Here is an 18,666-nt window from a genome sequence, read left to right as displayed (position 1 = left end):
CCGCCGCCAGAGTCCGACGGCGCCCGATCCTCGGCGGGCTGATCAACGAATATTCGCAGGCAGCGTAGCCGAACCGGCTTTACGAGCCCCACAGGGTTTTCGGGGGGCGTTCTAAAACCCCATAGACAAACTTAAAGCCCTGATCAGCGTTTCCGCTGGTCAGGGCTTTTTGTCTGTCGGGACGGCCGGATTCGAACCGACGACCCCTTGACCCCCAGGACGATCCGCCACACGTCCACGCACGTCACGCACGCTATCCCCATGATCAGGCCGTGCAGCCGACGTCGCGCCGCGCACCATCGCGTAGGCCGTGTGGTCCCCACCTGGTCCCCGGGCGCTGGCACGCTCCGGCGACCGCAGCACGCGGTTTAGGAAAGTGCGGACACGGTCGGTAGTTGCGGGGCTCTGACCTGGCTTGACCTGCTCCGTCATGCCGGCCGCCACGTCCAGGAGCTGGACCGCCGTTGACCCTCGGGTCCCATCCAATCGGGCACGCGACGGGCACGCCCGCACTCCCCTCCTTACAAACACCTCTAAGTGCAGGTCAGCGCCGCCCTCATGGTCGTGTCGGAGGCGGCGGACGAGTCGGCCTGTTCGCCGGATTCTGGCAGGTAGCGCATAGCAGCGCACCGCCGTCTGTTCAGCCGAGGGAAGTCCAGTGGCGGGGACGCCTATAGTCGGCGGGCGGCTGCCCAAGATAGACCGCACACCGAGTGAGGGGTGTCCGAGTGGCTGACCTGCTGCAAAGTTCGATCTTCCACCCGTCGCTGGTTGAGCGACCGGGACGCATCCTGCTTCTTGCAGCCGTGTTAGCAATTCCCGGGCTCCTGGTTTACGTTGCCCGGCTGCTTGGAGCAGCACGTCAGCTGCGCGTGTGGCCCTGCCTCGTTATGTCTTGCCTGTGGGCCATTTACGCGCTGTACGAGGCCACCTTGCAAGGGAAGGGCTACAACATCCGCGTCGAGCTCCTGCTGATCCACCCGGCTCTCACACTCTTGTCAGTACTGGCATTGATCGCCACCGCGATCCCGCGCCCTCGTGCGTCTGCAGGTGTGGATCCGGCTGGCGGGTCAATGCTGGGCGGGTCATCCGAGCGAACCTGAGCGCCGCGCCGGGCGTCACTGAAGTGCGGTGCGTATGACCCCGCCGCCCGGGAAGGCTGGAAGCCCTTGTGGTGCCCGGCGAGGTGATCCGCCCGGCCGATCTCCGAGGAGGGCCGGGGTTCGGGGCAGAGCCCCAAGGTCTTCGCGGTCTTGTGTTCCGTCAGCGTGGCCGGCCGGCCCGGCCGATGCCGGCCGCAGGTCGCCAGCAGGCTGGGGCCGGGCCGGCGCGGCCCGCTTTGATGCGGACAGTGAACGATTCGGCAGGCATCCCGGCTGGATGCTTGAGACTTGACCAGCGGTCAAGGAGCGCTACTTACCGCCAACTTGACCGATCTTGGTCCCCAGGACGCCAAAAAGAGCCGACCCGAAATACGGATCGGCCCTCTGACCTGCGTCGGGACGGCCGGATTCGAACCGACGACCCCTTGACCCCCAGTCAAGTGCGCTACCAAGCTGCGCCACGTCCCGATGCCCCCGCGCGGTCTCCCCCGCGGCAGCCGGTACAGCTTAGCGCAGGATCTTCGGACCACGCGCACAGGCCCCTCCCGCGTCGCGCGTGCCCCACGCCACTTCCCATAAAGCATCCTAGGAAAGGGGATGCCGGGTGGAGCCATGAGGGCTCCACCCGGCGAAGGAAGAGGAAGAGATCAGCCGTGTGCCTTGCCGCGGCCGCCGGGGCCGAGCTTCTTGCGCGGGCGTACGGAGATCTCCACCGGGCTGCCCTCGAAGCCGAACTCCTCGCGCAGCTTGCGCTCGACGAAGCGCTGGTAGCCGGCGTCCAGGGGCGCGGTGGTGAAGAGCACGAACCGCGGCGGCGCGACACCCGCCTGGGTGGCGAAGAGGATCTTCGGTGCCCGGCCACCGCGCACCGGGTGCGGGGTGGCCTGCACCAGCGCGGTGAGCCAGGCGTTGAGGTGCGCCGTCGGCACCCGGGTCTCCCAGCTGGCGAGGGCCTTGCGCAGCGCGGCGGCGAGCTTGTCGACCGATCGGCCGGTCCTGGCCGAGAGGTTGAGCCGGATCGCCCAGGGGATGCGGCGCAGCTCCCGCTCGATCTCCTTGTCCAGGTAGTACCGGCGGTCGGTGTCGACCAGGTCCCACTTGTTGAAGGCGATGACCAGGGCCCGCCCGGCCTCGGTGACCATGGACAGGATCCGCTGGTCCTGCTCGCTGATCGGCTCACTGGAGTCGAGCAGCACCACCGCCACCTCGGCCGCCTCGATCGCCGAGGCGGTCCGCAGGCTGGCGTAGTATTCGGTGCCGCTGGCCTTGCCGACCCGCTTGCGCAGGCCCGCGGTGTCCACCAGCTGCCAGGTGTCGCCGCCGATCTCCACCAGGCTGTCGACCGGGTCGACGGTGGTGCCGGCCACCGCGTCGACCACCGCCCGCTCCTCACCGGAGAACCGGTTGAGCAGGCTGGACTTGCCGACGTTGGGGCGGCCGACCAGCGCCACCCGGCGCGGGCCGCGGGGCCTGTTCTCGACGATCTTCGGTGCCTCGGGCAGGGCGTCCATGATGGCGTCGAGCAGCTCGCCGGAGCCCCGGCCGTGCAGGGCGGAGACCGGGTACGGCTCACCGAGGCCGAGCGACCAGAGCGAGGTCGCCTCCATCTCGATGGCGGTGTTGTCGGTCTTGTTGGCCACCAGGATGACCGGCTTGGCACTGCGCCGCAGCATCTTCACCGCGGCCTCGTCCACGTCGGTCGAACCGACCATCGCGTCGACCACGAAGAGCACCACGTCGGCGGTCGCTACGGCCGCCTCGGCCTGCGCGGCGATCGCCGCGGCCCGGTCCCTGGCGTCCGGCTCCCAACCGCCGGTGTCCACCACCGTGAACGCCCGGCCGTTCCACTGCGCGTCGTAGGGCACCCGGTCCCGGGTGACCCCGGGGATGTCCTCGACGACCGCCTGACGGCGGCCGATGATCCGGTTGACCAGCGTCGACTTGCCCACGTTGGGGCGGCCGACGACGGCCACCACGGGCTGCGGGCCGGACGGCTCCTCGACGTCGAGGTCCGGTTCCCGCAGCTCCACCCAGCCAACCGTGTCCTCGCTCATGCCGTTACCTCGCTTCGCTCGGCAACGGCAGGAGACACCATACGACTGTGCCTGATGATTCGCTCGCTACGCTCGCTCATGCCACGCCCCGCTCGGTGAGCAGGTCACGCAGCCGGGCGACGACCTCGTCGATGCCCAACTCGGTGGTGTCCAGCTCGACCGCGTCCGGGGCCTGCTGGAGGGGGTTGACCTTGCGGGTCGAGTCGAGCTTGTCCCGGCGGGCCAGGTCGGCGGCGGTCACCGTGACGTCGGCCGCGTCCTCGACGCTGCGCCGCTGGGCGCGGGCCGCCTCGGAGGCGGTCAGGTAGACCTTCAGGTCGGCGTCGGGAGCCACCACGGAGCCGATGTCGCGGCCCTCGACCACGATCCGGCCGGCGTTGACGATCATCTGGCGCTGCCGGGCGACGAGCAGTTCGCGCACCGCCGGCACGGCGGCCACGGCGGAGACCGCCCCGGTCACCTCGGGGCCCCGGATCTCCTGGTCGACGTTCACGCCGTCAGCGGTCACCCCGTACCCCTGGGGGTCGGTGCCGATGCGCAGGTCGACCTCGCCGGCGACCTTGGCCACCGACTCCACGTCGGTCAGGTCGACCCCGGAGCGCAGTACGGCCCAGGTGATCGCCCGGTACATGGCCCCCGTGTCGAGGTAGCGGGCACCGAGGCTGGCGGCGAGCCGCCGCGAGACGGTGGACTTACCCGAACCGGACGGCCCGTCCACAGCGACCACGCAGCGCCCGGCCCGTACGTTTTCCTCCACCGTTGTCCTCCTCAGCCCGTACCTCGCGGGTCGCCGGTGTCTCCGGCGCCGTTGAGCGGTTGTCCATCGTCAATCATGCCCGCGCCTCGCGGGCGACGGCGCGCGACGCCGCCGGGGGCGACCCGCGCCACTCGCCGGCCCGCAGGCCGCGACGAAGCCTACCGGCAGCGGTACCCGGTACGAGGGGGTCAGTCACCCACGGCCTTGAACAGCGCGGCGACCTCCGCGTTGGTCAGCCGCCGGGTCCGCCCGGCGCGCAGGTCGCCCAGCCGGATCGGCCCGATCGCGGTACGCACCAGCCGGGACACCGGGTGCCCGACCTCGGCCAGCAGCCGCCGGACGATGTGCTTGCGCCCCTCGTGCAGGGAGAGCTCCACCTGGGCGGTCTTGCCCAGGGTGTCCACCACCTTGAACGAGTCGATCTTCACCGGCCCGTCCTCCAGCTCGACCCCGGCCATCAGCCGCTTGCCCAGGTTCCGCGGGATCGGCCCGGCCACCTCGCACAGGTAGGTCTTCAGCACCTCGTACGACGGGTGCATCAGCCGGTGGGCGAGGGTGCCGTCGTTGGTGAGCAGCAGCAGGCCCTCGCTGTCGGCGTCGAGCCGCCCCACGTGGTAGACCCGCTGCTCGACCCGGTTGCCGAGGAAGTCGTTGAGCGCGGTGCGTCCCTTCTCGTCCGCCATGGTGGAAACCACCCCGCGCGGCTTGTTCATGGCCAGGTACACCAGGCGGGTGTCGGCCTGGAGGCGCTCGCCGTCGACGTGGATCACAGCGGTGGCGGGGTCGACCTTGTCGCCGAGGTGCGCCACCCGGCCGTTGACGGTGACCCGCCGGCGGAAGATCAGGTCCTCGCAGGCACGCCGGGAGCCGACGCCGGCGGCGGCGAGCACCTTCTGCAGGCGCTCGGCCCCCTCGTAGGTGGGCGCGTCGGGTCGGGGGGTGCGGTCATCGCGTGGCATCGGCAAGCTCTTCTACGTCGTCGGGGAGGAACGGGGCGAGCGGCGGGAGGTCGTCCACCGAGTTCAGTCCCAGCTTCTCCAGGAACATCGTGGTGGTCCGGTAGAGGAACGCCCCGCTGTCCGGTTCGGTGCCGCACTCCTCGACCAGCCCGCGGGAGACCAGCGTACGGATGACCCCGTCGCAGTTCACACCCCGGATGGCCGAGATCCGTGAACGGGTCACCGGCTGCTTGTAGGCGATCACCGCGAGTGTCTCCAGCGCGGCCTGGGTCAGCCGTACCGACTGCCCGTCCAGCACGAACCGCTCCACGTAGGTGGCGTATTCCGGGCGGGTGTAGAGACGCCAGCCACCCGCCGCCCGGCGCAGCTCGAAACCGTGCCCGGCGGCGGTGTAGCCGGCGGCGATCTCGTCCAGCATCGGCCCGACCCGCTCGGCGGGCTGGTCCAGCACCTGGGCCAGGGTCAGCTCGCTGACCGGCTCGTCCACCACCAGCAGGATGGCCTCCAGGGCGCCGCGCAGCTCCGCGTCGTCCAGCACCGGCGCCGGTTCCGGCGCGGGCGTCACCCGCCGCCGAGACGCCGGCTGCTTCTTCGGTACGCCGGCAGCCGCGCCCTCCCCCGCCGGCCCGTCGGTGCCGCCCGTCGGCACGGGGCCGGCCGCCCCACCCTCGGTGTCGCCCGTCGACGTCGCCTCGGGCGTCGGCTCGGCGTCCTCCTGCCGAGCGGGGGCGTCGCCCGGCTCGGCGTGCACTGCTGGAGCGGGGGCGTCGCCCGGCTCGGCGTGCACTGCTGGAGCGGGGGTGCCGGTCGGCCCGGTGTCGCCCGTCGGAGCGGGGGCGTCGGTCTCGCCGAACTCCCCCGTCGCCTCGGCGGCGGACGTCGCTGCGGTCGTCTCGCCGCGCGGCTCGTGACCGTCCGACCCCGCCGGCGATCCGGTCCCGCCGCGGTCGTCGCCGGCGACCGGCGCGAGCGCGTCGGCGGGCTCGTCGGACGACTCGGCCGCGGTGGCGCGGGGTGGGGCGGGGCGTTCCCATGGTGGGATCCAGGCGGCCGCCTGGTCGGCCAGGGAGTCCCGGCGCTCCTCGTTGTTCATCCCGCTCGCTCCTCCGTCGTACCCGTCCCGTCCCCGTCCGCCGACGCCGCCCCGCCCGGCGCCGCTGGGTCGGCGGCGTCCCGCGCGTTCGTCGGCCCGGACGACTCCGCCGACGCCGCCGGCTCGGCCGGGGCGGCCCCCGGGTCCGCCTCCGCCGCGGAGCCGGCGTACTCGTCGATGTGCAGTTCGGTGTCGCCCTCGGCGGGGCCGGTCCAGCGCACCGTCAGCTCCTCCAGGGCCTGGTCCTGAACGAAGGAGACCAGCCCCTCCCGGTACAGCTCCAGCAGCGCCAGGAAGCGGGCCACCACCTCCAGGGTGATCTCGCAGTCGGCGCAGAGCAGCGAGAAGCTGGCGGTTCCGGCGCGGCGCAGCCGCTCGGTGAGGATCGCCGCGTGTTCCCGGACGCTGACCCGGACCATGTGCACGTGCGCGATGGAGACCTCGGGCGTCGGTTTCGGCGTCATCGCCCTGATCGCGAGCTTGAGCAGCCGTTCCGGGCCGATGCCGAGGACCAGGTCGGGCAGCGCCTCGGCGTACCGGGGCTCCAGGGTGACCGCCCGCGGGTAGCGCCGGCCGCCCACCGCCTCCAGCTCGGAGATGTGCGCCGCCGCCTCCTTGTACGCCTTGTACTGCAACAAGCGGGCGAAGAGCAGGTCCCGCGCCTCCAGCAGGGCCAGGTCCGCCTCGTCCTCGACCTCGGCGGTGGGCAGCAGCCGGGCCGCCTTCAGGTCGAGCAGGGTGGCCGCGATGAGCAGGAACTCGCTCGCCTCGTCCAGGTCCCACTGGTCGCCCATCGCCCGGATGTAGGCGATGAACTCGTCGGTGACCTTGTGCAGCGCCACCTCGGTGACATCGAGCTTGTGCTTGCCGATCAGTTGCAGCAGCAGGTCGAACGGGCCGGTGAAGTTCGCCAGCCGGACGGTGAAGCCGGCGCTCTCCGCCGCCGTGTCCGGCACGCCGGCCGCGTCCGTCGGCACCTCGGCGGCCACCACGGGAGGCTGCTCCGGGGTCGTCGGCGGGTCGAGGGGTGGCGCGGTCATCGGAAGACCGTAGTCCACGCTCCGGGCGCGGTGGCGCGAAGGTGCACCGTGGCCTACCTGTCGGCCTGGGCGGCGATCACCTCACGGGCCAGCTGCCGGTAGTTGCGGGCCCCCGAGGAGGCCGGGTCGAGTGTGGTGATCGGGGCACCGGCCACCGTGGACTCCGGGAACTTCACCGTCTTGGTGATGACCGTCTGGTAGACCTTGTCGCCGAACGCCTCGACCACCCGCTGGAGCACCTGGCGGCAGTGCGTGGTGCGGCTGTCGTACATGGTGGCGAGGATGCCTTCGAGCTCCAGGTCGAAGTTGAGCCGCTCGCGCACCTTGTCGATGGTGTCCAGCAGCAGCGCCACACCTCGGAGGCTGAAGAACTCGCACTCCAGCGGGATGAGCACGCCGTGCGCCACGGTGAGCGCGTTGATCGCCAGCAGGCCCAGCGAGGGCTGGCAGTCGATCAGGATGTAGTCGTACTCCTTGCGGACGGTCCGCAGCACCCGGGCCAGGGCCATCTCCCGGGCGACCTCGTTGACCAGCTGGATCTCCGCGGCGGAGAGGTCGATGTTGGCGGGCAGCAGGTGCAGCCCGGCGACGTCGGTCTTGATCAGGACGTCCTCGGCGGTGACGTCGTCCTGCATGAGCAGGTTGTAGACCGACAGGTCGAGGTTGTGCGGGTTGACCCCCAGACCGACCGAGAGCGCGCCCTGCGGGTCGAAGTCGACCAGCAGCACCTTGCGGCCGTACTCGGCGAGCGCGGCGCCCAGGTTGATGGTGGTGGTGGTCTTGCCGACGCCACCCTTCTGGTTGGCCATCGCGATGATCCGCGCCGGCCCGTGCCGGTCGGTGGGCATCGGCTCCGGGATCGGCTTGCGCATCGTGTAGGCGGCCGGGTCCGCCGGACCCAGGTCAGCGCCGAGCGACGCCTGCTGCTCGCGGAGCTCCGACGTCCAGGCGTCGGCACGGTCACCGTTGCCAGCCATGTCCTCGTTGCCCCCTCCCGACGACCACCCGGCGTCGGAGCTGTCCGACGTCCTGCGCGGCGCCGCTGCGCACCCCGGATGTCGCCCCAGGAGGTCCGCGCCGATGCCGACTGTACGCCACGGACCAGCAGGGCGTTCGGTACCGGTCCGGCGTGTCGGGCGGTCGGTCCGGGGCGACCCGGGGTCAGCCGCGGGCGCGGGGATGCGCGGTGGCGTACACCTCGCGCAGCCGTTCCACGGTGACCAACGTGTACACCTGGGTGGTGGTCACCGAGGCGTGGCCGAGCAGTTCCTGCACGACCCGCACGTCGGCGCCGCCGTCGAGCAGGTGGGTGGCGTACGAGTGGCGCAGGGTGTGCGGGGAGACGGCGTTCGGCCCGTCCACGGGCAACCGGGCGCGCTCGGCGGCGCGGCGCAGGATGGTCCAGGCGCCCTGCCGGGTCAGCGCGCCGCCCCGGGCGTTGACGAAGACCGCCGGGGTGCCCCGCCCGGCGGCGACCAGGCCAGGCCGGGCCCGCACCAGCCAGGCGCGCAGCGCCTCGACCGCGTACCCGCCGATCGGGACCAGACGGGTGCGCCCGCCCTTGCCGCGCAGCAGGGCGGTGCCCTCGCCGACGTCGAGGTCGTCCACCGCGGCGCCGATGGCCTCGGAGATCCGCGCACCCGTGCCGTACAGGAACTCCAGCAGCGCCCGATCGCGCAGCGCGAGGGCTGCGCCGTCACCGGTGGCGGTCACCGCCCCGGCCGTCTCCAGCAGTCGGACCACGTCGTCGACCGGCAGCGCCCGGGGCAGCCGGCGCGGCGGGGTGGGCGGCCGGACGTCCCGGCTGGGGTCGGCGCCGGCCAGCCCCTCGCGCAGCGCGAAGCGGTGCAGCCCGCGCACCGCGGAGGCCGCCCGGGCCGCCGACGAGACCGCCAGCGGCGGGTGGGCCTCGTCCCCGGCCCGCAGCCGGGCCAGGTGCGACTCGACCTGTCCCGGTCCGACGGCGGCGAGGTCGGTCACCCCGGCCACCGCCAGGGTGTCGAGGTACCGCTCCAGGTCCCGGCGGTACGAGGAGAGCGTGTTCGCCGACAGTCCGCGCTCGACGGTCAGGTGGTCGAGGTAGCCGCGGACGGCACGGCGCAGGGCCGGCGCGGGCGACGTGCCCGGGCCGGCTCCGTCCGGTGCGGCGGTGACGTCGACGCCGGTCAGGCCAGCACCTCGGCCAGCGGCAGGGTCTGCATGCCGTGCGCCTCGGCGACCGGGCCGTAGGTGACGTGACCGTCGTACGTGTTCAGGCCCAACGCCAGGGCCGGGTCGCGGCGCAGCGCCTCGCGCCAGCCCTGGTTGGCCAGCTCCAGCGCGTATGGCAGGGTGACGTTGGTCAGCGCGTGGGTGCTGGTGTTCGGCACCGCGCCGGGCATGTTCGCCACGCAGTAGAAGATCGACTCGTGGACCTTGTACACCGGGTCCGCATGCGTCGTGGGACGCGAGTCCTCGAAGCAGCCGCCCTGGTCGATGGCGATGTCGACGAGCACGCTGCCCGGCTTCATCCGGGAGACCAGTTCGTTGGAGACCAGGGTCGGCGCCTTCGCGCCCGGCACCAGCACCGCGCCGATGACCAGGTCCGCGTCGAGCACGGCCCGCTCGACCTCGTACGCGTTGGAGGCGACCGTCTGCAGGTGGCCACGGTAGATGGCGTCGGCCTGGCGCAGCCGGGCGACGTTCTTGTCCAGCAGCAGCACCTCGGACTGCATGCCGAGCGCGATGGCGGCGGCGTTCATGCCGGAGACGCCGGCACCGATGACCACCGTCTTGGCCGCGTACACGCCGGAGACGCCGCCGGGGAGCACCCCGCGCCCGCCGCCGGTGCTCATCATGTAGAAGGCGCCCACCTGCGGGGCGAGCCGGCCGGCGACCTCGGACATCGGGGCGAGCAGCGGCAACGACCGGTCGGACAGCTCGACGGTCTCGTACGCGATGCCGGTGACCTTCCGGTCGACCAGCGCGTCGGTGCACTCCTTCGAGGCGGCCAGGTGCAGGTAGGTGAAGAGCACCTGCCCCTCGCGCATCCGGTGGTACTCCTCGGCGACCGGCTCCTTGACCTTGAGCACCAGCTCCGCGGTGTCCCACACCTCGTCGGCGGTGGCCAGGATCTTGGCGCCGGCCGCGGCGAACTCGTCGTCGGTGATGCTGGACCCGACGCCGGCACCGGACTCGACGAAGACCTGGTGACCGCTGCGGGTAAACTCGTTGACGCCCGCCGGCGTGATCGCCACGCGGTACTCGTGGTTCTTGACCTCGCGTGGGATTCCGACCTTCACGATGCAGACACCTCTCTTCGGGGCAGCTCACCCCCGACTGCTCGGCGCCGCGACGGCCCCATTGCCGGCGCGGTCGACCGGTCCCACCGGCGGCAGTCTAGGCGCGGGAGCACCCTCCGGGGCCTAGCACAGTGACATCCGGTAACCGCTCCGCCTGACGATGTGTCAGGCGGACGGCCCGCTCCCCCGCTCGGCGTTCGCCCTCATCGTCGCACCGCGCGACGGGAGCCGCCGGTCGGAAGCCGCAGGCGACACGCCGGGTGTCCCCGCCGCCCCGCTCGGCGCCAGCCGCCCGATCACCCGTCGGACCGGATCACCCGCCCGGCACCGCGACCCCCGACCCGCGACCCGCGACCCAGCGAGGCGCGGACGGGCGGGCACAACCGGCGCGGGACGCGGAAGGGCCGCGCGGCGAACCGCGCGGCCCTGCGGGGCGTACCCGGATCAGCAGGGCAGCGGGGCGTCGGCCCGGCGCAGCACCGACCAACCGGCGTCGCGGGCCCGGGCGGCGGCGAGCAGCCCCGCCACGCACGGGCCGTTGGTGATCTCCCCGGCGAGGACCATGCCGACCGCCTCGTCCAGGCCGAGCCGGACGATCTGGATGTCGGCCTCCTCCTCGCGGCGCTCGTGCCGCTGGTCGGCCGGCACGTCGGCGAGGTCGCGGGCGAGGAAGACCCGGACCACCTCGTCGGAGAAGCCCGGCGAGGTGTGCACGTCGACCAGCAGGTCGAGCGTGCCGGCGGTCAGGTCAGCCTCCTCGGCCAACTCCCGGGCAGCGGCCGCCGGCAGCTGCTCCCCGTCGACGTCCATCAGCCCGGCGGGCAGCTCCCACAGGTGCCGCCCCACCGGCTGCCGGTACTGCCGGACGAGCACCACCTGACCAGCGTCGTCGAGGGCCACCACGGCGACCGCGCCGACGTGCCGGACGTAGTCCCGCTTCGCGGTGCCGCCGCCCGGCATGGTCACCTCGTCGGTGACCACCGAGAAGATCCGGCCGCGGAAACGCTCCTGCCGGTCCCGGAGTTCGTAGCGGTGCTCGACGGCGCTCACGAGGCGGACGCCGCCCTCACGGTGGCGCCGTTGCGGGAGGCCTTCTTCGCCGTCGGCGCCTCCGCCACCGGGTCCAGGTCCACCGGCAGCTGGTCGGCCTGCGAGTACGCCACGGCCGCCTTCACGAACGCCGCGAACAGCGGGTGCGGGCGGGTGGGGCGGCTCTTCACCTCCGGGTGCGCCTGGGTGGCCACGAAGAACGGGTGCAGGCTCCGGTCCAGCTCGATGAACTCGACCAGGCGGCCGTCCGGCGAGGTGCCGGAGATGCACAGGCCGGCCTTGGCGAGCTGGTCGCGGTAGGCGTTGTTCACCTCGTACCGGTGCCGGTGCCGCTCGCTGACCTCGGTGCTGCCGTACGCCTCGGCGACCAGCGACCCCTCGGTCAGCGTCGCCGGGTACGCCCCGAGCCGCATGGTGCCGCCCAGGTCGCCCTTGCCGGCGACGATGTCCTCCTGATCGGCCATGGTGGCGATGACCGGGTGCTTCGCCTCCTCGTCGAACTCCAGCGAGTTGGCGCCGTCCAGGCCGGCCAGGTGGCGGGCCACCTCGATGGTCATGCACTGCAGGCCGAGGCAGAGGCCGAGCAGCGGGATGCCGTTCTCCCGGGCGTACCGGGCGGTGCCGATCTTGCCCTCGATGCCGCGCACGCCGAAGCCACCCGGGATGACGATGCCGTCCACGCCGGCCAGGGCGGCCGCCGCGCCGGCCGGGGTGACGCAGTCGTCGCTGGGCACCCAGCGCAGCTGCACCCGGGCCCGGTGGCCGAAGCCTGCGGCCCGGATCGCCTCGCTCACCGACAGGTACGCGTCGGGCAGGTCGACGTACTTGCCCACCACCGCGACGGTCACCGTGTGGTGCGGCTGGTGCACCCGGTCCAGCAGGTCGTCCCAGCTGGCCCAGTCCACGTCCCGGAAGGAGAGGCCGAGCCGGCGCACCACGTACGCGTCGAGGCCCTCGCGGTGCAGCACCTTCGGGATGTCGTAGATGCTCGGCGCGTCCGGGGCGGCGACGACCGCCTCCCGGTCCACGTCGCAGTAGAGCGACAGCTTCTCCTTGAGCTTCTCCGGGATCTCCCGGTCGCAGCGCAGCACGATCGCGTCGGGCTGGATGCCGATGCTGCGCAGCTGCGCCACCGAGTGCTGGGTCGGCTTGGTCTTCAGCTCCCCCGACGGCGCCAGGTACGGCACCAGCGAGACGTGCAGGTAGAAGCAGTTGTCCCGGCCCAGGTCGTGGCGGACCTGGCGGATCGCCTCCAGGAACGGCAGCGACTCGATGTCGCCGACGGTGCCGCCGACCTCGGTGATCACCACGTCCGGGATCTGGCCATCGCCGTCCGGGTCGGCCATGCCGAGGATCCGCGACTTGATCTCGTTGGTGATGTGCGGGATGACCTGGACGGTGTCGCCCAGGTACTCGCCGCGCCGCTCCTTGGCGATCACGTCCGAGTAGATCTGGCCGGTGGTGACGTTCGCCTTGCCGGAGAGGTCCCGGTCGAGGAAGCGTTCGTAGTGCCCGACGTCGAGGTCGGTCTCGGCGCCGTCCTCGGTGATGAAGACCTCGCCGTGCTGGAACGGGTTCATCGTCCCCGGGTCGACGTTGAGGTACGGGTCGAGCTTCTGCATCACCACCCGCAGCCCACGCGCGGTGAGCAGATTGCCGAGGCTGGAGGCGGTGAGGCCCTTACCCAGCGAGGAGGCGACGCCCCCGGTGACGAAAATGTGCCTGGTCGTCCGTGCTGAAGGGGCCAAGGCCTGCTCCCGTGTCGTCCGTAGCGGTCGTGCGAACCGCCGTGCCGATCAGCAAAGTGATCACGCGATCCACGGGATTCCACGGTAACACCTCTGCGACCCCGACCGGCCGTCGCACCCACCCCCGCCCCCGCCGGTGTCCGGCGCGGGTCAGCCCGCCGTGACCTCGGTCGATGCCGTAGCGGCCCGCTCCGGGCTCCGCGTGGCGGGCACGCCCGGACCGGGTGCCCCCGCCGGCCGCTCCTCCGCCCGCCGAACCCCGCCGCCGCTGTCGCCGCCGTCATCGTCGTCGCCGTCGCCGTCGCCGTCGGCGGTGTCGCCGTCGCCGTCGCCGTCGGCGGTGTCGCCGTCGCCGTCGCCGTCGGCGGTGTCGCCGTCGCCGTCGGCGGTGTCGCCGTCGCCGTCGGCGGTGTCGCCGACCGTCGTGCGCCGGCCGCCGGAGCCGCCCTCGCCCCCGGCGAAAGCGCCGTCGTCGCCCGCGCCCGCGTCCCGGCTACCCAGGCCGTCGGGCTGCGGGCGGTTGGTCCGCGGGCCGCCGTCGGCCGCCGTCGAGCCACCGCCCGGCCCATCGTCCGGCGCGTCCCCGGCCGGCGGGCCGCCCGGCCCGTCGCCGCGCTGCCGGCCGGTGCCCGGTTGGGTGCGGTCGGTGGAGTGGTCGAGCACCCGCAGCGAGGCCAGCGCCGCCATCGGTACCACCAGCGCGGCGGCCGCCCCGGCCACGTCCAGGGCCGACCCGCCGAGCAGTCCGCCGATGACCGCCGCCACGGCGGTGCCGGCCATCGCCGCCCGGATCGCCGGGTAGATGCCGAACAGCCGCATCAGCCCGCCCCACGGCTGGAGCAGGGCGAACCAGACCACCAGGGCGCCGACCACGGCCAGCACGGTCAGCGGGCTGTTCACCAGCGTCTCGAAGTTCGCGGTGTTGGAACGGTGCACGGTCAACCCGCCGGTGCCGTCGCCGAGGGCGGCGAGGAACCGGCCGAGGCTGCCGCGCTCCTCCGCCGGCCGGCGCAGGTCCACCACGGCGTACCCGATGGTCAGCGCCAGACCGGCCATGGTGGCCCAGACCAGCCGGCTGACGGTGAGCCAGCCGCCGGTGCTGATCGCGGCGGCGACCGCCACCCCGGCGGTCAGCGCGACCGCGCCGATCGGGTCCGAGCCGAGGTAGGGGCTGCCGACCACCACCACGGCCGACCCGCCGACCGTCACCACCACCATCGGCCGCCACGCCCGGCGGAACCGCTGGGCGAGCCAGCCGGCGCTGAGCAGCGCGCCGGCGAGGAACACCCCGAGGCCCACCGTGCCCAGCCCGGAGAACCGACCGCCCTCCAGCGCCGAGTAGCCGACCACGCCGTTGAGCTGCAGCCGCGCCCCGCTGAGCACGTCCGCCCCGACGACCAGGGCGGCCAGCCCGGCGACCGCGCCGAGCGGGCCGAGGGTGCGGTCGTGGCCGGGGGCGAAGCGCACCAGGGCGGTGGCCGCGACGATCAGGGCCACCGTCACCAGCCCGAACCACCAGCCGGCGTTGTCCCCCCGCCACCAGGGCACCGCGTCGGCGAGCAGGGCGGCCGGCACCGCCAGCGCGGCGGCGATGAGCAGCAGCTCCACGGTCGCCACCACGCGCCGGGAGACCGGCGGCGGGCCATGCGGGCCGGCGAGGCGACGGGCCCGGCGCAGCAGCGGCAGCACGGCCACGAAGAGCGCCACCTGCGCCAGGGCGAGCAGGGCGAAGAACCACCCGGCCACGGTCCGCTGGGCGCCGGCCTCCCGGTCGGCGTCCGCCGGGGCGCCGATCGCGGCGGCCAGGTCGTCCGGCCGGCCGTCGACGCGGATCGCGGGGCGGCCGAGGAAGAGCTGTTCGGGCATCGGCCGGCCGAGCGCGGCGAGCGCCGTCGGGGCCAGGTCGACCAGTTGCAGGTAGCCCTCCCGGCCGGTGCTGGCCGAGGTGAGCAGCCCGCCCTCCCAGCCGGGTCCGTCGGCGACGGCCACGTGCAGCCGGGACGGCGTCTCGGTGTCGGAGACCCCGGCCACCATCACCAGCGAGCGAGGCGGGCGGGCGGCGAGCACCGTCGCCAGCGCCGCGTCGACCCGGCGGGCCTCGGCCCCCCGCGTCGCCGGGTCGGCACCGGCGACGGTGCCCAGGTCGACGATGCTCAGGACGCAGGAGCCGAGCAGGCCGGCGGGGTCGTCGGGCAGTGTCGGGGCGTACCGGTCGACCCGGCCGAACGGGCGGGCGGCGGCGACGGCGGCGCCGGGGCCGATCGCCACCGAGCAGCGCACCGACTCGGACAGCGAGCCGGGCACCGCGCCCCAGGGCAGCTGGTCCTGGTTGTGCAGGACCACGCTCTCCTGCTCGGGCAGGTTCGCGCCGATCCGGTCCGGCTGCTCGATCGTCACGCCGACCGACGGGCAGGCGCCCTGCTGCCGGCTGCCGTTCCAGGCGGCGTAGCTGCCCGCGCCGAGGGTGAGCCACCCGTCGACCGGGCAGGTGGGGCGGTGCGCGGAGCGGGTGGAGAGCGAGCCGATCGAGCCCTGCTGGGCCATCCGCCACAGCGTCGGGGTGGTCTGCGGGTCGACGTCGTCCCAGCGCAGCCCGGCGACGCCGGCGAGCACCACGAAGTCGGCGCTGGGCCGGGGCGCGCCGGTCTCCGGGCGGGCCGCCAGCGCGGTCACGCCGAGCACCACCACGAGCAGGGTGAGCAGGACCGGAGTGAGTCTGCGCAGCATCAGCGGCGTCCCGTCGAGGGGGCGTCCGCGCCGGGGGCCGCCGGGCCGGCCGCGTCGGGGCCCAACTGGGCGTATAGGTCGAGCAGCGCGGCGACGGTGTCCTCCTCGGTCGGCCAGGTCGCGGCGCGGGCCACGCCGCGCCGGGCCAGGTCGGCGCGGAGGCTCTCGTCGTCCAGCAGCGAGCGCACCGCCGCGTCGACCGCGTCGACGTCCCCCGCCGGCACCAGCACCGCGGCGTCGCCGACCAGCTCCGGCAGCCCGCCCACGGCGGTCGCCACCAGCGGCACGCCGGCCCGCAGCGCCTCCTGCGCGAACAGTTGCCGGGCCTCCCAGTCGCTGGTGACCACCGCCACGTCGGCCCCGGCGAGCAGGTCCGCCACGTCGGTGCGATGGCCGAGCAGGGTCACCGGCGCCCGGGCGGCGGAGATCCGGGCGGCCAGTTGCAGGTACGCCGGCCCGCTGCCGGCGATGACGACGGCCGGCGACGGGGTCCGGGTACGCCAGCGGACCGCAGCGTCGACGAGCACGTCGTACCGCTTCTGCGGGTGCAGCCGGCCGACCGACAGCACCAGCGGCTGGCCCGGTACGACGCCGAACTCGGCGCGGACGGCGGGGCGCCGGCGGCGCGGGGCGGGCAGGGTGGGAGCGGCGACCGGGGCGATCCGGGCATCGGCGGCGCCCAGCGCGGCGACCCGCTCGACCAGGTCGGCCGAGGCGCCGAGCGCGACCCGGGCGGAGCGGGCGACCACCCGCTCGGCCAGCCGGGACAGCTGCCCGCGCACGCCGCCGGCGAGCACGGCGTTGTGCCAGGTGACCACGAGCGGCGCGGCCGGCCGGGCGAGCGTGGCGACCAGGCCGGCGCGCAGCCCGTGGGCGTGCACGACCCGCACGGTCTCCCCGGCCAGTGCCCGGCGCAGCGCGGACACGGCCCGCGCGTCGGCCGGGCTGGGACTGGCCGGGATCTCCACCGGGGCGAAGCGGGCCCCAACGGCGGTGAAGTCGAACTGGTCCTGGGTGGCGGCCGGCCCGCAGACCAGCACGGAGACGCCGGCCGCGGTGACGCCACGGGCCACCGACCGCACGTGCTGCCCGACCCCGCCGGTGCTGGAGGCCAGCAGCAGGACGACTGTGCCCTGCGTGCGGGGTGCCGACGTCTCGTCGGTCATCGGGACACCGTCTCCTTCCCGTCACCCCGTTCCGGGGGGCTGCCCTCCTGCGCCGGGCCGGGCGCCGAGCCACGCCGTCGCGCGCCGAGCCGGCGGCCCACCGCGGCGAGCAGCGGCCCGACGTCCGGCCGGTCCGCCAGGTAGGCCACGGCGAGGAACAGGACGGCGACCACGGTCCCGGACAGCATGCCCTGAACGAGCGCTTCCCCTTTCGTCGGGGTCCCCTCGCCGACACCGGCCAGCCACCGGGCGGTGACCGCGCCGGCGGGGGCGGCGAGCGCGGCGGCGACGAGACCGGCGGTCGCCGCGCGGCCGACGCCGGCCACGGCCGTCCGGCCGGCGGCGCGGAGCACCGCGACGACCAGCAGGACGCCGAGGACCAGCATGCCGACCGAGTTGGCCAGGGTTACCGCGACCACCCGGTCGTCCTTCGGCAGCAGGGCAGCCAGCGGCAGGGCGGCCAGCGGCACCACCAACCAGCCGGTGGTGATGGCGGCGGTGGCGGCTCGGGTGGCGCCGCGGGCGTAGAGCGCCCGGGACAGGACCGCGAACAGCCCGTAGCCGATGAGGCCGGGGGCGAATCCGGCGATCGCGGCGGCGGCCGGCGTCACCGACCCGTTGCCGAAGAAGAACCGGGCCACCGGTTCGGCGGTGCCGACCAGGGCCGCCGCGCCGAGGAAGCTCAACAGCAGCACACTCCGGGTGGTGGCGGCGAGGGTCCGCCGGTAGCCGTCCTCGTCGCCGGCGGCGGACGCTGCGGCCAGCGTCGGGTACGCCGCGACCGCGAGCGGCACCGCGAGCACCGCCCACGGCAGCAGGTACATGGTCTGGGCCAGGTTGTAGACCTGTGGCGAGCCAGTCGGGCCGCCGGAGACCCGGTTGAGGATGACCACCAGGGCGGCCTGCTGGGCGGTGACGGTGACCGCGCCCGCCAGCGCCAGGCCGCCGACCTTCGCGCGGGCGTCGGCGGTGAAGGCGTACCCGGGGCGCGGTCGCAGACCGAGCCGGCGCAGCGGGACGAGCAGGGACAGCGACAGCACCACCACGCCGAGGGTGGTGCCGCCGGAGAGGATCAGCTCGCCGGCGCGGCTCACCTCGCCGACCGTGGCGCCCTGACCCTGGGTGGCGCCGAAAATCAGGTAGACCACGATCACGGTGACGCTGGACAGCAGTGGCGCGATCACCGGCCAGGCGAACCGGCGGTGCGCCTGGAGCACCCCGGTCAGCACGATCCCGATGCCGTAGAGCGGCAGCTGCGGGGCGAAGACCCGCAGCATCCGGGCGCCGGCGGCCAGTTCGGCCGGGGATCGATCATCGCTGATCAGCGAGATGACCGGGTCGGCGAGGAGCGCGACCAGCGCCGCGAGCGGCACCAGCAGGGTCACCGTCCACGTCAGCAGCGCCCCGGTGATGGCCGCCACCGCCTTGCGGTCGCCGGCCGCGACCGGTCCGGCGAGCAGCGGTACGACCAGGCTGGCCAGGGCGCCACCGGCGACGATCTCGAAGATGATGTTCGGGACGGTGTTGGCGATCACGTACATGCCACCGAGGTCGCTGCGCTCGAGGACCAAGGTGAAGACGGCCGTGCGGCCGAAGCCGGCGAGACGGCTGACCACGGTGAGGACGGCGATGAGGGCGGCCGCTCCGGCCACGCGGCCGGCGCCGGCGAGGGGTGCCGGTCTGGTCAC

14 protein-coding genes and 1 tRNA gene are annotated in these 18,666 nt (G+C 73.8%); 1 reads left to right on the top strand and 14 read right to left on the bottom strand.

Annotation, left to right across the window (positions count from 1 at the left end; translation table 11 throughout):
* The first annotated feature begins 728 nt into the window (after nucleotides 1–728).
* Nucleotides 729–1,103, top strand: a complete 375-nt coding sequence (locus tag ABZ807_RS29595; protein ID WP_357165108.1) for a hypothetical protein — start codon at nucleotides 729–731, stop codon at nucleotides 1,101–1,103.
* A gap of 394 nt (nucleotides 1,104–1,497) precedes the next feature.
* On the opposite strand, the gene ABZ807_RS29590 is transcribed toward ABZ807_RS29595, so the two are convergent.
* The 14 genes from ABZ807_RS29590 to ABZ807_RS29525 form a co-directional block, all read right to left on the bottom strand.
* Nucleotides 1,498–1,571, bottom strand: a tRNA-Pro gene (locus ABZ807_RS29590).
* Between the two features lie 179 nt (nucleotides 1,572–1,750).
* Nucleotides 1,751–3,157: a ribosome biogenesis GTPase Der gene (gene der, locus ABZ807_RS29585; RefSeq protein ID WP_357165105.1), complete on the bottom strand. Its 1,407-nt coding sequence runs from the start codon at nucleotides 3,155–3,157 to the stop codon at nucleotides 1,751–1,753.
* 76 nt (nucleotides 3,158–3,233) lie between these two features.
* A complete protein-coding gene (gene cmk / locus ABZ807_RS29580) occupies nucleotides 3,234–3,914 on the bottom strand; it encodes a (d)CMP kinase (RefSeq protein WP_357165102.1) in 681 nt (226 codons plus the stop codon).
* A 188-nt stretch (nucleotides 3,915–4,102) separates the two neighbouring features.
* Nucleotides 4,103–4,873, bottom strand: coding sequence for a pseudouridine synthase (locus ABZ807_RS29575; RefSeq protein WP_357165099.1), 771 nt, complete (start codon nucleotides 4,871–4,873; stop codon nucleotides 4,103–4,105).
* Complete coding sequence (gene scpB / locus ABZ807_RS29570; RefSeq protein ID WP_357165097.1) at nucleotides 4,860–5,966, bottom strand: SMC-Scp complex subunit ScpB; 1,107 nt, start codon at nucleotides 5,964–5,966, stop codon at nucleotides 4,860–4,862. Before scpB ends, ABZ807_RS29575 begins: the two co-directional genes overlap by 14 nt.
* Entirely contained in the window at nucleotides 5,963–7,006 is a 1,044-nt protein-coding gene (locus ABZ807_RS29565) for a ScpA family protein (protein WP_357165094.1), read from the bottom strand. Before ABZ807_RS29565 ends, scpB begins: the two co-directional genes overlap by 4 nt.
* 53 nt (nucleotides 7,007–7,059) lie before the next feature.
* Entirely contained in the window at nucleotides 7,060–7,983 is a 924-nt protein-coding gene (locus tag ABZ807_RS29560; protein ID WP_154937924.1) for an AAA family ATPase, read from the bottom strand.
* A gap of 184 nt (nucleotides 7,984–8,167) precedes the next feature.
* Complete coding sequence (locus ABZ807_RS29555) at nucleotides 8,168–9,175, bottom strand: site-specific tyrosine recombinase XerD (RefSeq protein WP_357165114.1); 1,008 nt, start codon at nucleotides 9,173–9,175, stop codon at nucleotides 8,168–8,170.
* Nucleotides 9,172–10,287, bottom strand: a complete 1,116-nt coding sequence (ald, locus tag ABZ807_RS29550; protein ID WP_357165090.1) for an alanine dehydrogenase — start codon at nucleotides 10,285–10,287, stop codon at nucleotides 9,172–9,174. The genes ABZ807_RS29555 and ald overlap by 4 nt, the downstream gene beginning before the upstream one ends.
* Nucleotides 10,288–10,731: 444 nt before the next feature.
* Nucleotides 10,732–11,337: an NUDIX hydrolase gene (locus ABZ807_RS29545; protein ID WP_357165087.1), complete on the bottom strand. Its 606-nt coding sequence runs from the start codon at nucleotides 11,335–11,337 to the stop codon at nucleotides 10,732–10,734.
* Nucleotides 11,334–13,085: a CTP synthase gene (locus tag ABZ807_RS29540; RefSeq protein WP_357165084.1), complete on the bottom strand. Its 1,752-nt coding sequence runs from the start codon at nucleotides 13,083–13,085 to the stop codon at nucleotides 11,334–11,336. The genes ABZ807_RS29545 and ABZ807_RS29540 overlap by 4 nt, the downstream gene beginning before the upstream one ends.
* Before the next feature lie 150 nt (nucleotides 13,086–13,235).
* On the bottom strand, nucleotides 13,236–15,812 hold the full coding sequence (locus ABZ807_RS29535; RefSeq protein ID WP_357165081.1) for a hypothetical protein: 2,577 nt from the start codon (nucleotides 15,810–15,812) through the stop codon (nucleotides 13,236–13,238).
* Nucleotides 15,812–16,978, bottom strand: a complete 1,167-nt coding sequence (locus ABZ807_RS29530; RefSeq protein WP_357165078.1) for a glycosyltransferase family 4 protein — start codon at nucleotides 16,976–16,978, stop codon at nucleotides 15,812–15,814. Before ABZ807_RS29530 ends, ABZ807_RS29535 begins: the two co-directional genes overlap by 1 nt.
* Nucleotides 16,975–18,666: a lipid II flippase MurJ gene (locus tag ABZ807_RS29525; RefSeq protein WP_357165075.1), complete on the bottom strand. Its 1,692-nt coding sequence runs from the start codon at nucleotides 18,664–18,666 to the stop codon at nucleotides 16,975–16,977. The genes ABZ807_RS29530 and ABZ807_RS29525 overlap by 4 nt, the downstream gene beginning before the upstream one ends.

The sequence above is a fragment of the Micromonospora sp. NPDC047548 genome (assembly GCF_040642975.1).
Lineage (GTDB): Bacteria > Actinomycetota > Actinomycetes > Mycobacteriales > Micromonosporaceae > Micromonospora.
This window is presented reverse-complemented; position numbering and strand designations above follow the sequence as displayed.

Bases quoted from the DNA above. Each gene is read 5' to 3' on its own strand.
- ABZ807_RS29535 (WP_357165081.1), bottom strand. From the start codon at position 15,812: ATGCTGCGCAGACTCACTCCGGTCCTGCTCACCCTGCTCGTGGTGGTG.
- ABZ807_RS29530 (WP_357165078.1), bottom strand. From the start codon at position 16,978: ATGACCGACGAGACGTCGGCACCCCGCACGCAGGGCACAGTCGTCCTG.
- ABZ807_RS29565 (WP_357165094.1), bottom strand. From the start codon at position 7,006: ATGACCGCGCCACCCCTCGACCCGCCGACGACCCCGGAGCAGCCTCCC.
- der (WP_357165105.1), bottom strand. From the start codon at position 3,157: ATGAGCGAGGACACGGTTGGCTGGGTGGAGCTGCGGGAACCGGACCTC.
- ABZ807_RS29575 (WP_357165099.1), bottom strand. From the start codon at position 4,873: ATGCCACGCGATGACCGCACCCCCCGACCCGACGCGCCCACCTACGAG.
- scpB (WP_357165097.1), bottom strand. From the start codon at position 5,966: ATGAACAACGAGGAGCGCCGGGACTCCCTGGCCGACCAGGCGGCCGCC.
- ABZ807_RS29560 (WP_154937924.1), bottom strand. From the start codon at position 7,983: ATGGCTGGCAACGGTGACCGTGCCGACGCCTGGACGTCGGAGCTCCGC.